The following is a 13,194-nucleotide window of genomic DNA, read 5'->3' as shown; positions in this document are numbered from 1 at the left end:
GCCGATGCTTCGGGTCCTCACCTTCAACATCCGGGCCGGCCACGACCTGGCCAACCGGCTCGACCTCGGCCGGACCGCGGACGTGATTGCCGCGGTCCAGCCGGACATCGTCGGCCTGCAGGAGGTGGACCGCCACTTCGACGCGCGCAGTGATCATCGCGACCAGACCGCCGACCTGGCCGAGCGGCTCGGCTGGACCGGCGTGTTCGCCCCGGCGCTCGATCTGGAGCCGGAGCCGGGTGCCGATCATCGCCGGCAGTACGGCGACGCCCTCCTCACCCCGCACCGCATGATCGACTTCACCCCGTACCGGCTGGAGAACCTGCCGTCCGACGACCCGGACCTGGAGGAACGCTCCGCCGTCCGGGCGACGCTGGAGATCGACGGCCGGACCGTCGAGGTGTACGTGACCCACCTTGATCACGTGTCCGCCGAGCAGCGGGAACATCAGGCCCGGCAGGTCCGCGACCTGGTGAGCGGCGACGGCCCGGTGATCATGATGGGCGACCTCAACGCCGGCCCGGACGAGGCGTCGGTCAAGACGATTGCGGAGGGGCTCGAGGACGCGGCCGCGAGCCTGAACGGCTATCTGACCTATCCCAGCGACGTGCCGGAGCTCCGGCTCGACCACATCTTCGTCCGCGGCCTCCGCCCGGTCGGAGCCGCCGTGCTCGACGTACGCGCCTCGGATCATCGCCCACTGTTGGTCGAACTCGCCTGGCCGTAATTGTCAGTGCCGCCTGTCAGGCTGCAGGGAAGCTGACGGGGAGGTGCTGATGCACGAGAAGGTTCCGGGACTGATCGATCCACCGGAGGGGTACGGGGATTGGCTGACCGAGCTCAAGGGGCGGATCCACACGGCCCAGCAACGCGCCGCGCTCGCGGTGAACACCGAGCTGCTCAAGCTCTACTGGCAGATCGGCCGGGACATCCTCGATCGCCAGGCAGAGCAGGGCTGGGGCGCCAAGGTGATCGACCGGCTCTCTCGCGACCTGCGCGAAGCCTTCCCGGAGATGAAGGGATTCTCGTCGCGCAATCTCCGGTACATGAGGGACTTCGCGAAGGCGTGGCCGAACTCGGAGATTTGGCAGCAGACTGCTGCCAAATTGCCCTGGGGCCACAACATGGTCCTGGTGGACAGGGTACGGTCCGTGGACGAGCGCATTGCCTACGCCAGGGCCGCACTGGAGCACGGCTGGTCACGCAACATCCTGGAAATTCAGATCGAGGCTCGCGCCATCGAGCGCCGGGGTAAGGCCGTGACGAACTTCGAGCGAACGCTGCCCGCCGCGAGTTCGGACCTCGCCCGCGAGGCGCTCAAAGACCCGTACAAGCTCGACTTCCTCGGGCTCGGCGAGGATGCCCAGGAACGCGCGATCGAGCAGGCGATCGTCGACCACGTGACCGAGTTCCTGCTCGAACTCGGCGCCGGGTTTGCCTACGTCGGGCGGCAGATCCACCTCGAGGTCGGCGGCGACGACTTCTTCCTCGACCTGCTCTTCTATCATCTCCACCTGCGCTGTTACGTCGCGATCGAGATCAAGGCCGGCAGGTTCAAACCGGAACACATGGGCCAGCTGGGCTTCTATATGACCGTGATCGATGCCGACGTCAAGCACGCGTCGGACGGGCCGACGATCGGCCTGCTGCTGTGCAAGACCAAGAACGAGGTGGTCGCGGAGTATGCACTGCGGGACACGTCGCGACCGCTGGGGATCGCCGAGTACCGGCTGATCGAGAGCCTGCCCGAGCCGCTGCAGACCAACCTGCCGACGGTCGAACAGCTCGAACGCGAGCTCCAGGAGGGTGGTGTGATGCAGGATGGGGCGGGTGACGATTGAGGAACCCCGCTCGGTCGTGCAGCGCCGTGAGGACACGTTGCACCGGCTGGAACACGATGTCGATCTCTGGGTGGCCACGGCGGAGGCAGCGACCGGGGCGCCGGCACTGGTGCCGTTGTCGTTCCGGTGGGACGGCGAGACGATCATGATCTCCACGGCGGCCGGCAGCCCGACCGCACGCAACCTCTCGGCCGGCGGACCGGCCCGGCTGGCGATGGGTGAGACCCGAGACGTGATCATGATCGACTGTACGGTCGCGGCGGTTGTCCCGACCACGGAGATCCCGGACGAGGTCGGCGACGCGTTCGCGGCGAAGGCCGGCTTCGACCCGCGACAGGACACCGATCCCTATCTCTACTTCAGCCTCCGCCCGCACCGGATCCAGGCCTGGCGCGAGGTCAACGAGCTGTCCGGCCGGACGCTGATGATCAAGGGCCGCTGGCGCTGAGGAGGGACGGGCCGGCCACTTTCTGGCCGAGGAAGCGCCGCAGGAGACGGCCGCCCTGCTGTGTGACTTCTTCAGTACTGATGATCAAGGGCGCTGGTGCTGATCCCGCTGCTCCTCATATCGATCATGATCGTCGACACGTCCGGCGGCTTTGCGGGTGACATCATCGAGCGGTGACGACCTCCGAGCCCTTGCCGGCCACCCCTGCCGAGTCGGCCGAAACTGCCTACTGGGCCCGACTCTACGGCCGTTGGGAGAGTTTGGACTTGGCGGGCCTTGTGCAGTTCATGGCTGGGTTCAAGCAACCCTGGTGGGTTGTCGGAGGGTGGGCGATCGATGTCTTCACCGGCCTGCCCCGCGAGCACGAGGACGTCGACGTGTCGATCTTTGCGTCGGATGTGTCACATCTTCGTGCGCACGTGAGAGGTCGATGGGACCTGTGGAATGTGGCCGGTGGCGACATGCGGCCCCTGACTGATCGGACTCCCGACGTCTTCGACGATGCCAGCCAGATCTGGGTGCGTGAGAACGGTGACGCACCGTGGGTGCTGGACGTACCGATGACGCCAGGCCACGGCGAGCAGTGGACGAACAAGTTCATCCCTGGCCACACCGCTCCGCTTGAGGCGGTCACCTGGATTGCCGACGACAAGATCCGGTACCTGAATCCCGAGATCGTGCTTCTGTTCAAGGCGCGGAAGCGGCGCAGGAAGGATGACCGAGACTTCGAGGTGACCTGGCCGCTGCTCGGCCAAGAGAAGCAGGACTGGCTGCGCGAGATGATCCGCGGCTTCGACGCCGACCATCCTTGGATCCGAGGCGCCAAAGCAGCTGCCCGAAGTGGCACCGGCTGACCGAGGTCCCGTCGAGTGGTGAGTTATTGACGTCGAACTCGGAAGATCGCGTCGTTAGGTCACCACTGGATCGATTCACACTCCGCCGGACGCGGCAAGCCTGGTTGGTGGGACAACTCAGACTGTGATGGGAACACGATGGTAGCCTTTTCCCATGGAGGCGACGATTGATGCTGGCGGGCGGATCCTGCTGCCGAAGGCTCTGCGCGATGCGCTCGGACTGGCTCCGGGCTCGAAGGTCGACATCTCGGTCTACGGGTCCGGTGTTCAGGTGACCCCGGGCGGGCGTACCGCGCGGCTCATGCGGGACACCGATGGTCGTCTGGTCGCCGCCAGCGACACTGCCGTATCCGACGAGGACATGCTTGCTCTGATCGATTCCGGCCGCCGGTGATCGAGACCGCGGTCGACACCAGCGTCGCTGTGCCGCTGCTCCTCGCGTCCCACACCGCCCACTCGACCGTGAGCTCATGGGCCAGGGATCGACCGCTGGTGCTGAGTGGCCACGCGCTGGCCGAGACCTATTCGGTGCTGACCCGGCTGCCCGGTGATGCTCGGGTCGCACCCCACGATGCCGTGACGCTGATCGACGAGAGTTTCGGGGAGTCGTTGGTGCTCGACGAGGAGGCGTCCCGTTCGCTCCACCGGGAGTTGGCCGGTCGCCAGATCACCGGCGGTGCCGTCTATGACGCGTTGTTTGCTGCGGCCGTGCGTGGTCGCGACCTTACGCTGGCAACACGCGACGCCCGGGCTCGCGGAACCTACGAAGCGCTCGGGGTGCGGGTCGAACTGGTCCAATGATCAGGTCGGGAGGCCGAACCGGGCCACCAGGTGCCAGAGCTTCTTGAGCACCTGCGGGTCGTACCGATCGGAGCGGGCTGCGACGCCGATCATCCGAGCGGTGATTTGATCATGCTCGGCGACCGCCGGGCCGATGATCAACGGCTCCGGGCCGCGGAAGTCCGGGTGTCGTTGCAGTTCGGCGACCGAGAGGATGCGGCCGGCGGTCCATTCGATCACCGGATGGGCCAGCCGCGCTGCCTGTTCCACCTCGGTGCCGCGGAACGACGGATCCAGGACGATCGCTTCGACGTCGCGGTCGAGCAGCACGGGGCCGTGCACGTGAGCTTCGATGTAGCTGTCCAGTCGTCCACCTTCGGTTCCTTCCGACAGGTCCGTGTGCGGGCGATCATGGAAGGCGTCCGCCAAGGCGGCAAGATCACAGTGCGCCGCGGTGCCGTAGTCGGTCGGGTCGAAGACCGAGTCCGGAAAGCAGAACGTGGACCGGTCCAGCACCGACTCGGTGAGCCGCAGGTGGCAGGACCCGAACCGGATCGCGCCGCCGGCGTCGGCCCCGCGATGGTTCAGCGCGCCGTACCGCGGCCGCGACTCCGGCGGTGCGTCGTCGTACGCACCGCCGAAGCTGCGCTGTTCCCAACGCCACCGGGCCCCTCCGGGATAGGCGGTCAGCCCGCCGTTGCTGATCTTGGTCTCGAACTGCGACCGATAGCTCCGCTCCTCGGCGAGGCATTCGATCACCGTACGGTCGCCGACGAGTCGATCCGGATGAAAGTTCAGGGTGACCCGCAACGACCGGTCCAACGGCGCGCCGCGACTGACCCGGCCGACATGATCAAGGGCCGCTCGCGCCCAGCGGCTCAGCCCTGCCGGATCAGTAGGCACGGGCCGCGATCGCCACCAGGTCGGGCTCGGCGGCCGCATCATCGGTGTCGGGTACGCGGCCGTCGGGATGGACCAGACAGCGCACCGTGACGCCCTGAGCCGCCAGCTCGTCCTCGCCGGTCTCGCCGAGCAGGCGCCACGGGATCCGCGCCCACCCCGACCGCGCCGCCTCGATCGCGTCGCCGACCGTCGTCACGTCGGCCGTCCGGTCGTCCCGGAAGCGTTCGGCTTCGGTCAGCAGTTGGTCATGATCATCGGCGAGCGCGCGTACGGTCGCGGACACCACGTCGGCCACCGGGCACGGCGTCTTGATCCCGAGCGCTCGGCGAACCAGGGTCACCTGGCCGTCGACGAGATCGCGCGGCCCGATCTCGACCCGGACCGGGATCCCCTTCAGTTCATGATCAACAGCCCGGCGCCCGTACGGCAGGTCGGTCCGGTCGTCCAGCTCGACCCGCACCCCGGCAGCGCTCAAGCCATCCACGAGCTCCGCGGCGACCGCAGCGGGCGCGCCGTCGCCGTCCTTGATCACCGTGATCATCGCCTGGACCGGCGCGACGCGGGGCGGGAGCCGGAGCCCGTCGTCGTCGCCGTGACACATGATCATGCCGCCCAGCATCCGGGTCGACGAGCCCCAGGAGGTGGTCCAGGCGAGCCGGCTCTGTTGCTCGGCGTCGGTGAACGTGATGTCGAACGCCTGGGCGAAGTTCTGGCCGAACTCATGGCTGGTGCCGAGCTGCAGCGCCTTGCCGTCGCCCATCATCCCCTCCACGGTCATGGTGTTGACCGCGCCGGCGAACCGCTCCCGCCGAGTCTTCCGCCCCGGGACGACCGGGATCGCGAGTTCGATGCGCAGGAAGTCGGCATAGGCATCGAGCAGAATGCGCCGCGCATAGGCTCGCGCCTCCGCCTCACTGGTGTGCGCCGTGTGCCCTTCCTGCCAAAGGAATTCGGTGGTCCGCAGGAAGATCCGCGACCGCAGCTCCCAGCGCACCACGTTGGCCCACTGGTTCAACAGCAGGGGAAGATCACGATGCGAGCTGATCCACTTCGCCATGAACTCGCCGATCATGGTCTCGCTGGTGGGCCGCACGATGATCGGCTCCTCCAGTTGCTTGCCGCCGGCATGGGTGACGACGGCCAGCTCGGGCGAGAAACCCTCGACATGATCGGCTTCCCGGTTCAGGTACGACTCCGGGATGAACAGCGGGAAGTACGCGTTGCGGGCACCGGCCGCCTTGATCCGGGCATCCATCGCCGCCTGCATCCGCTCCCAGATCGCATAACCCCACGGTCGGATGACCATCGTCCCTCGAACCGGCCCGTTCTCGGCGAGCTCGGCCTTGGCGATGACATCCTGATACCACTGCGGGAAGTCCTGCTCCCGCGGGGTCAACACGGTTCTGGCCATCGCTCGAGCCTAATCAGGGTTCGCGGCGGCGTCCTCCGAATTACGATCGGCCGATGGAGCTGATCTACCTGTACGGGCCGCCCGCGGTCGGCAAACTGACCGTGGCGAACGAGCTGGCCCGGCGGACCGGGTTCCGGGTCTTCCACAACCACCTGAGCATCGACTGCGTCCGGCCGGTCTTCGACTTCGGGACCGAGCCGTTCTGGCGCCAGGTGCACGCGATCCGGGAGAACATCCTGGCCGAGGCCGCCCGCTCCGATACGAACGTGATCTTCACGACGGTCTACGCGGGACCGACCTCGGAGCCGCAGACCAGCCGGCGGTTCGACGCGGTGCGCCGCAACGGCGGACGGGTCCGGCCGGTCCGCCTGGTCTGTGACCGGTCGGTCGCCGAGTCCCGGGTGATCGCCGAGAGCCGCCGGGAGCTGGGCAAACTCGCCACCGTCGACGGGTTGCGGCGGGCCTGGGAACAGGAGGATCTCGCCGCCGTCATCCCGGACGTGGAGAGCCTGACCCTGGACACATCGCTGCTGGATCCCGCGGCCGCGGCAGGCAAGATCATCGAGTCCTTCCGGCTGCCGACCGGATCGCCTACTCCATGATCAAGAGCGGACGGCCAGGTGCTCGCGGAACGCCTCGAGGGTGGCGCGGGCGCCGGCCGTCGGCGCGGGCCGGGTACGCCAGACGACGCCGAGCCGCGAGGTTGCGTGCTTGGAGTTGATCTTGAGCCGGACCAGATCGGTCGGCAGGTCGGCCCGGGAACTGGTCAGCACGGCCACGCCCAGCCCGCGGGCTGCGAGCGCCCGGGCCGTGGTGGGCAAGGTGACCTCCCAGCTGACCGGGGCGGGTAGCCCTTCGGCCCGCATCATGGCGTCGTACGAGCTGCGCATGCCGGTGCCCGGCGCCAGCCCGACGACCGGCTGATCGAGCAGGTCGGCCGGCGAGATCCGGGATCGGCCGGCCCACGGATGGTCGGTGCCGACGGCGGCGATCACCCGCTCCTCGAGGGCCACCCAGGACCCGAGACCTTCCCTGGGTCGATCCACCCAGGTCGCGACGGCCAGGTCGAGCCGGCCCGCAGCGACGTCCTCCTGCAGGTCGACCGATTTGGCTTCGCGAAGGGACAGCTCGAGCCCGGGATGGGTCCGGTGCACCTGCTGCAGCGCGTCGAGGAACGCCGGCCAGCCGAGTCCGGCGACGGCGCCGATGCTCACTGTGCCGCGGACCAGCCCGTTGAGTTCGTCGGCCACCGCTCGGACCCGGTCGAGCTCGGTCAGGGCCCGCCGAAGTTGATCAAGGACCGGCGAGCCGGCCGGGGTCACCCGGACTCCGCGGGCCGAACGGTCGAACAAGGTCAGTCCGAGCTCGCGCTCCAGCAGGGCGACCTGGGCACTGACGCCGGACTGGCTGACGTGCAGGACTTGGGCCGCGGCCGTGAACGAGCGTTCGTCGGCGACCGCGAGCGCGTACCGGAGTTGATGCACTTCCATCAGCGTTGATGATAGCAACCAGCAGAAGTATCTGTTGGACCGATGGTGGTCCGACGCTGAGGATGGTCCCATGAGAAGGACGAACGACCGCCGGTTGATCGGCGCCCTCCAGTTCGGCACCGCCACCGTCGAGGGCGTCGTGCTGTCGACGATCGTGTTGCAGGTCGCGCTCGAACTCGATCTGCCGGCACCGCTGATCGGGATGATCTTGGCGCTCGGGGCCGTGACCTCGCTGGTGTTCGCGGTGCCGCTCGGCGACCTGGCCGATCGGCTCGGGTTGGGTCGGGCCGCCGCGCTCTTCGCTGCGCTCGCTGCCTTGGCCGTCGCCGGTTATGCCGTCACCGATTCGGCGGCCGGCTTCGCGGCCGCCGCGATCGCCTTCGGGGTCGCCCAGTCCACCTCGGCCGCGGCCCGGCAGGCGCTCGCCGTCGACGGCGCGGTACCGGCCGACCGGCTCGCGATCCGCGCCACCATGAACCTGCTGCTCAACGCCGGCATCGGGCTGGGTACGGTGCTCGGCGCCGTGCTCGCCGCGTCCGGCCTCGGCCCGACCACCCGGATCGCGTACGGCATCGGTGCGGTGATCATGGTGCTGACCGCGGTTTCGGCCCTGACGCTCCGCCGTCCGGCCCGGGCAGCGCGCAGGGGCGGCTGGGCCGAGACCATGATCGCGCTGCGCGACCGCCGGTTCGCCGCCGCCACCGGGTTCGCGGCGGCGATCCAGCTGACCATGCCGGTGCTGTCGGTGATCCTGCCGATCTGGGTGTTGGAGCAGACCGCCGCGCCGATCTGGCTGCCCGGCGTCGCGCTCGGGCTGAACACGATCCTGGTGATCATCGGCCAGCGACCGTACGCGGCGCGGGTGCGGACCACCCGGGCCACGGTGCGGACCGCCCTGATCGCGGCCGGCGGGCTCGGCGTCGCCGGTGTCTTGCTGGCCGGCTCCGGCGCGGTGCCGTCTCCGAGCCTGGTGGTGGTGTTGATCTTGGCCGGCATCGTCGCGCTCACGGTCGGGGAGGTGTGTGGCGGCATCGCGACCTGGCGGGTCGCCCTCGATCACGTACCGGACTGGGCCGAGGGTCGTTACCAGGCGGCGTTCTCGATGTCGACCAGCGCCGCCCGGATCGTCGGCCCGGCCGCCGCCCTGCCGCTGGTGATCATGCTCGGCCCGGTCGGCTGGTTGATCTTGACCGCGGTGATGGCCGCCGCCTGCTTCGGCATCGCCGCTCTCGCCCAGGCACCGGCGCTACGCGATGCCGCGGCGCCGATCAGCGAGGCGGCCACTCCTCGCGGAGGAGCGCGTACGTGAGTCCGTCGTGCCAGGTGCCGTCGCGGTGCAGGGCCGTGGCGCGGCTGTGCTCCTCGCGCCGCATCCCGAGGCGTTCCATCAGTCGCCAGGACGCCGCGTTGTCGGCGAAGCAGCCCGCGTGGACCCGCCGGAACCGCAGTGCCTCGAAGCAGAGCCCGAGCACGGCACGTACGGCCTCGGTGGCGAAGCCCCGGCCGCTGTGCTCGGGGTGGAACATCCAGCCGAGCTCGGCCTCGAGCCCCTTGGCCCGGTCGGCGACGTCGGCCTGCGACCAGCTGTCCCGCGGCATGATCATGATGTGGCCGATGATCATCGAGTCGAGCAGCACCATCACGTGCGTCGTGGCGCTGGCTTCGTCGTCCATCGCGGTCCGAAGTTCGTCCGCCGTCTTCGGAGCCCAACCGAGCCACTGCTGGACTTCCGGCAGCCGCTCGTAGGCCCAGAGGGCATCCAGGTCGCCGGATTCGTACGGGCGGAGCACCAGACGTTCGGTCCGGACCGGCCAGGCGATCGACGTCACCCAGGCAGCCTAGCCAGCCCGGCGCCGCGGAGCTCGCAGTAGTTCCTCACGCCGTCGCTGCGGCACGGGGAGGGAAGACTTCGGTGAGCAGTTCCGCGACGCCGACCCCGCAGTCGGACCCGGCGATCCGGCCGCCGGCGTCCCGGACCCAGGATTTCACGTCCTCGTTGGCGTTCGCGACGGTGGCCGACGCGAAGCCGTGCCGCCCGTCCAGCATCGGCCGATCGTTGTAGCCGTCGCCGAACGCCATCACCTCGTCGTTCCGCAGCCCGAGGTGCTCGGCCAACGCGGCCAGGGAGGTGCCCTTGTCCCGCTCCGCGTCGAAGACGTGCACGATGGTGCCGTTCGAGTTGCAGGCCAGCGGGCTGCCGGTCAGTTGCGGCTGCAGCCAGGTCGCCAGTTCCTGCGCGCCCTCGGCGGTCTCGACGGAGATCGCCCAGATGCCTCGGCGCTGACCGGTCTCCCGGTCGTAGGCTCGGCTGGCCCAGCCCCGCTGCCGGGTCTGCTCCTCGAGGAGTCCGCACCAGTGTTCGGCGATCGGCCCGAGTTCGGCCCAGCCGGCCCGGACTTCCGTGTTCCACGGCTCGAGCGGCTGAAGCTTCGGCTCCGTACCGGTGGTGTCCGCGAGGTGTACCCACCGCTCGTCACCGATCAGGGCCGTGAAGTGCTGCATCAGGTCATGTTCGGTCAGCAGGTCGAGCTGGAAGCCGACCGAGCGTCCGGAGTTGATCACGCAATGCACGCCCTGCGTGGCCAGCCGGGCCACGGTGTCGGCGTACTCGGGCGCAATGCCATGGCGGTCGAAGATCGTACCGTCCAGGTCGAAGGCGACGAGTCTGATGGTCACGAACGCACCGCGCCCTCGCGACCCGAGGCGATCTGTTGCAACACCTGGGTCGAGGATTCGTCGGCGGGGAGGTAGAGCAGCAGGTGTTGCGGTTCGTCGATGAACAGGTCAAGCGTCTCGTACGTCAGCCTGAGCAGTCCACCCGTCGGGTGGTTCAGCCGGAGGTAGTCGTGCCGCTCCGGCATCACGAGCGGTCTCTCGATCCGGTCGGTGAACTCGGCTCCCGCGGTCCGCGACATCTCATCGATCAACCGCTCGGTCTCGTCACAGGTGTCCAGCCGGAGCTGGGTCGCCACGCGATCGGCGACCGAGTCCCAGTCCGGGAAGGCGGCCGGGGCGCGGGGATCGGTGAAGACGTACCGGCTCAGGTTGCTGGGTGACGCGTCGAGCATCCCGGTGGGACCGAAGAGGAGCCGTCCGACGGCGGTCGCGGCGATGACATCGCCGACCCTGTTGATCACCAGGGCTGGCGCCGGGTCCAGCCGGGTGAGCACGACATCGAGACGTGCCCGGATCGTTCCGTCAGGGCCATCGGGACCGACCGCCACAGCAACTCCTTGTCCTCGCCGAGCTGGAGCATTCGGAAATCATGCACGAGTCTAGAAGACATAGGACGTCTCGTGTTGTTTAGGCGAGGCTGCCTAGCGAGGCGACGGGCTACGCTCCGAGACATGACTGAGCTCGCGGCGACGTTTCAGTACGAGGCCGTGGCGGAGGCCTATCGGCATCGGCCGCCGTATCCGGACGAGGTGTTCGATCGGCTGGTGGGCCTGATCACCGACGACCCGCGGCGAGTGCTCGATCTCGGCGCCGGCGAGGGCGCGATCGCCCGGCCGCTCGCGCCGCGGGTCGAGCGGGTCGATGCGATCGACTTCTCGGCGGCGATGGTCTCGGCGGGCCGGCGACGTACGGGCGGTGATCACCCGAACCTCGCCTGGCAGATCAACTCGATCGAGACCGCGGACCTTGCCGGACCGTACGCGCTGGTGACGGCCGGAGCGAGCCTGCACTGGATGCCGTGGCAGGACACGTTCGCGCGGATCGTGCCGCACCTGACGCCGAACGCACAGCTCGTCGTGGTCGGGCACGGACCGATCGATCAGCCCTGGCAGACCGACGTCATCCCGGCCATCCAGCGGCACTCACGCAAGAAGGATTTCGACCCGGAGTTCAGCATCGTCGAGGCGCTCCGGGACCGCGGTCTGTTCGACCTCACCGGTACGGCCCTGACGGCTCCGATCCTGTACCGCCAAACGGTCGCCGACTACATCGAACAGTTCCATTCGACCTCGAGCCTGGCCCGCGACCTGATGACCGCTGAGGAGGCCGCCGACTTCGACGCTGCCGTCGAGAAGGCGGTCCGCCCGTACGCAGTCGACGGCTGGCTGGACCTGACCATCCAGGCCGAACTCAGCTGGGGCCGTCCCAAGATCGCGGGTTAGCGGCGCGGCCTCAGAGCTTCTCGGGCAGCAGGTTAGCGCGCCGACGTGGCGGGGTCGGACAGCACTGAAGTGCCGCCGATCGAGAGGAATTAACCGACCGCTGCCGCAACTGTCGCCGGAAGGAGCAGGCGGCGGCTCGCGAGTCGTAGACCTGTAAACAGCTCTGTGCACGTGTAGTTGCGAGGTTGACTGCTGATTGCGGCCGCCACGAGCGGACCCGTATCGCAGAGGATCACGATCGTGGCGCCCCGAAACCCTCCAGGTATTGTCGACGTTCTCGGCAAGATCGCTGGGAATATCGGGGTCATTGATCATGCCGATCCAGGAGAACGGTTCGGTGGTGCGCTTTGCCGGTGGCTGGGAACGGCGACGGAGATCTGCAGCGGCCAGGGCCACCTGGTCGTCCGGAAGTTGCTCGACGAGCTCGTGCAGGCTCAGCTCGCGTCTCTGCCTCGTCGGTCACGGGTGGGGTTCGGTACGCAGGTTTCGCGCCTCGGGATCGAGAGCGAGGCGGATGCCGGCGGTCACTGTCCCAGATCTGCAATGCAACGCCTTCACAATGGCGATTTCGGCCCAGTCCGGGCGGTTCCATTGCAGATTTGTGACAGCTGGCGAGAAACGGTCGACGACGACATCTGTCTGCTCGATGCCCGCACAGCCGCCGAGCGTGCGGCGGACGGCCGGGACTGAGACGTCGAGTGAGTTCTGCGTGACGTCCGACGTCCGCGGTCAGGAGCCGAGCGTGATCTCGTACCGGCGGAGCACGGGATGGGGCGGGAACGAGGTGCGGGACGTGATCTTGGTCCGTTGCCAGCCGTACTTCTCATAGAAGCGGACGGCACGGTGATTCTCCTCGAAGACCCGTAGCCAGGCCGAGTCGTGCCCCTTGTTGATCAAGTGATCGAGCAGTTCAGCATGCGCCTGGCCGGCGAGCCCGGAACCCCAGGTGTCAACCGCGGTCCCGAAGTGGAGCAGTTCGCCCGCCCTTGTCGCCGCGAACCCGGCCAGCCGCCCGTCGGCCACGACGGCGAAGCAGTCGATCTCTGAGTTTCCGATCTCCCTCACCCAGCGGTCCCTGATGGTCGCCTCGGGAAAGGGATGCGTCTCCTGCGGAAAGATGTGTCCCAGACCGGCGGCGGCGCCCGCTCGCTGCACGATCATGAGGTGATCGAGATCCTCGGTGGTCAGCGAGCGCAGGACGGGCATGCCCGCAGATCCTAACCAGCGGCCGGCGTCTGTCGCCCATCCATTCCGAGCCTGGACAAGCGAAACGGCGACGACCGATTACACCGCGGGGCGCTCCCGGTCAGCCGCCGTTCCGGCTGATCATGGGCGGTCAGTGACCGCGC

At 68.4% G+C, this 13,194-nt stretch carries 17 protein-coding genes; 10 read left to right on the top strand and 7 right to left on the bottom strand.

The window, feature by feature from the left end:
* The first annotated feature begins 4 nt into the window (after window positions 1–4).
* From BKA15_RS11190 to BKA15_RS11165, 6 genes are all read left to right on the top strand, one after another.
* Complete coding sequence (locus tag BKA15_RS11190) at window positions 5–727, top strand: endonuclease/exonuclease/phosphatase family protein (protein WP_179750768.1); 723 nt, start codon at window positions 5–7, stop codon at window positions 725–727.
* A 49-nt stretch (window positions 728–776) separates the two neighbouring features.
* Window positions 777–1,841 (top strand): PDDEXK nuclease domain-containing protein, encoded by a 1,065-nt coding sequence (locus tag BKA15_RS11185; RefSeq protein WP_179758390.1) that lies wholly within the window; start codon window positions 777–779, stop codon window positions 1,839–1,841.
* A complete protein-coding gene (locus BKA15_RS11180; RefSeq protein ID WP_312878947.1) occupies window positions 1,831–2,289 on the top strand; it encodes a pyridoxamine 5'-phosphate oxidase family protein in 459 nt (152 codons plus the stop codon). Before BKA15_RS11185 ends, BKA15_RS11180 begins: the two co-directional genes overlap by 11 nt.
* Before the next feature lie 173 nt (window positions 2,290–2,462).
* Complete coding sequence (locus BKA15_RS11175) at window positions 2,463–3,143, top strand: nucleotidyltransferase domain-containing protein (RefSeq protein WP_179750764.1); 681 nt, start codon at window positions 2,463–2,465, stop codon at window positions 3,141–3,143.
* Window positions 3,144–3,297: 154 nt separating this feature from the next.
* Window positions 3,298–3,537: an AbrB/MazE/SpoVT family DNA-binding domain-containing protein gene (locus tag BKA15_RS11170; protein ID WP_179750762.1), complete on the top strand. Its 240-nt coding sequence runs from the start codon at window positions 3,298–3,300 to the stop codon at window positions 3,535–3,537.
* On the top strand, window positions 3,534–3,944 hold the full coding sequence (locus BKA15_RS11165) for a type II toxin-antitoxin system VapC family toxin (protein ID WP_312878946.1): 411 nt from the start codon (window positions 3,534–3,536) through the stop codon (window positions 3,942–3,944). The genes BKA15_RS11170 and BKA15_RS11165 overlap by 4 nt, the downstream gene beginning before the upstream one ends.
* Here BKA15_RS11165 and BKA15_RS11160 read toward each other — a convergent pair whose 3' ends face one another.
* A complete protein-coding gene (locus tag BKA15_RS11160) occupies window positions 3,945–4,826 on the bottom strand; it encodes a DUF3626 domain-containing protein (protein WP_312878945.1) in 882 nt (293 codons plus the stop codon). It lies immediately after the preceding gene.
* On the bottom strand, window positions 4,816–6,237 hold the full coding sequence (proS, locus tag BKA15_RS11155) for a proline--tRNA ligase (RefSeq protein WP_179750760.1): 1,422 nt from the start codon (window positions 6,235–6,237) through the stop codon (window positions 4,816–4,818). The genes BKA15_RS11160 and proS overlap by 11 nt, the downstream gene beginning before the upstream one ends.
* Window positions 6,238–6,290: 53 nt before the next feature.
* Between proS and BKA15_RS11150 the strand changes: the two genes are divergently transcribed.
* A complete protein-coding gene (locus tag BKA15_RS11150; protein WP_179750758.1) occupies window positions 6,291–6,839 on the top strand; it encodes a P-loop nucleotide/nucleoside kinase family protein in 549 nt (182 codons plus the stop codon).
* Here BKA15_RS11150 and BKA15_RS11145 read toward each other — a convergent pair whose 3' ends face one another.
* On the bottom strand, window positions 6,840–7,727 hold the full coding sequence (locus tag BKA15_RS11145) for a LysR family transcriptional regulator (RefSeq protein ID WP_179750757.1): 888 nt from the start codon (window positions 7,725–7,727) through the stop codon (window positions 6,840–6,842).
* A 70-nt stretch (window positions 7,728–7,797) separates the two neighbouring features.
* Here BKA15_RS11145 and BKA15_RS11140 point away from each other — a divergent pair, with 70 nt between their 5' ends.
* Window positions 7,798–9,036: an MFS transporter gene (locus BKA15_RS11140; RefSeq protein ID WP_179750755.1), complete on the top strand. Its 1,239-nt coding sequence runs from the start codon at window positions 7,798–7,800 to the stop codon at window positions 9,034–9,036.
* Here the strand turns inward: BKA15_RS11140 and BKA15_RS11135 are convergent.
* Genes BKA15_RS11135 through BKA15_RS11125 form a run of 3 tightly spaced genes read right to left on the bottom strand, consistent with a single transcriptional unit; the run spans window position 8,996 to window position 10,951 of the window.
* Window positions 8,996–9,556, bottom strand: a complete 561-nt coding sequence (locus tag BKA15_RS11135) for a GNAT family N-acetyltransferase (protein ID WP_312878944.1) — start codon at window positions 9,554–9,556, stop codon at window positions 8,996–8,998. The two genes, BKA15_RS11140 and BKA15_RS11135, sit on opposite strands and share 41 nt — an antisense overlap.
* Before the next feature lie 46 nt (window positions 9,557–9,602).
* Window positions 9,603–10,403, bottom strand: a complete 801-nt coding sequence (locus BKA15_RS11130) for an HAD family hydrolase (RefSeq protein WP_179750753.1) — start codon at window positions 10,401–10,403, stop codon at window positions 9,603–9,605.
* Complete coding sequence (locus tag BKA15_RS11125; protein ID WP_179750751.1) at window positions 10,400–10,951, bottom strand: MmyB family transcriptional regulator; 552 nt, start codon at window positions 10,949–10,951, stop codon at window positions 10,400–10,402. The genes BKA15_RS11130 and BKA15_RS11125 overlap by 4 nt, the downstream gene beginning before the upstream one ends.
* A gap of 123 nt (window positions 10,952–11,074) precedes the next feature.
* Here BKA15_RS11125 and BKA15_RS11120 point away from each other — a divergent pair, with 123 nt between their 5' ends.
* Together BKA15_RS11120 and BKA15_RS11115 are read left to right on the top strand one after the other, a co-directional pair.
* Window positions 11,075–11,845 carry a class I SAM-dependent methyltransferase gene (locus tag BKA15_RS11120; protein WP_179750749.1) on the top strand — a complete coding sequence of 257 codons (771 nt, stop codon included), beginning with the start codon at window positions 11,075–11,077 and terminating at the stop codon, window positions 11,843–11,845.
* 240 nt (window positions 11,846–12,085) lie between these two features.
* Entirely contained in the window at window positions 12,086–12,535 is a 450-nt protein-coding gene (locus tag BKA15_RS11115) for a hypothetical protein (protein WP_179750747.1), read from the top strand.
* Between the two features lie 39 nt (window positions 12,536–12,574).
* Here the strand turns inward: BKA15_RS11115 and BKA15_RS11110 are convergent, their stop codons facing one another.
* Window positions 12,575–13,051, bottom strand: coding sequence for a GNAT family N-acetyltransferase (locus tag BKA15_RS11110; protein ID WP_179750745.1), 477 nt, complete (start codon window positions 13,049–13,051; stop codon window positions 12,575–12,577).
* Window positions 13,052–13,194 lie beyond the last annotated feature (143 nt).

Origin of the sequence: Microlunatus parietis (assembly GCF_013407955.1) — a bacterium.
GTDB lineage: Bacteria > Actinomycetota > Actinomycetes > Propionibacteriales > Propionibacteriaceae > Microlunatus > Microlunatus parietis.
The sequence above is the reverse complement of the archived record's forward strand: the minus strand, read 5'-3'. Positions and strand labels throughout refer to the sequence as shown.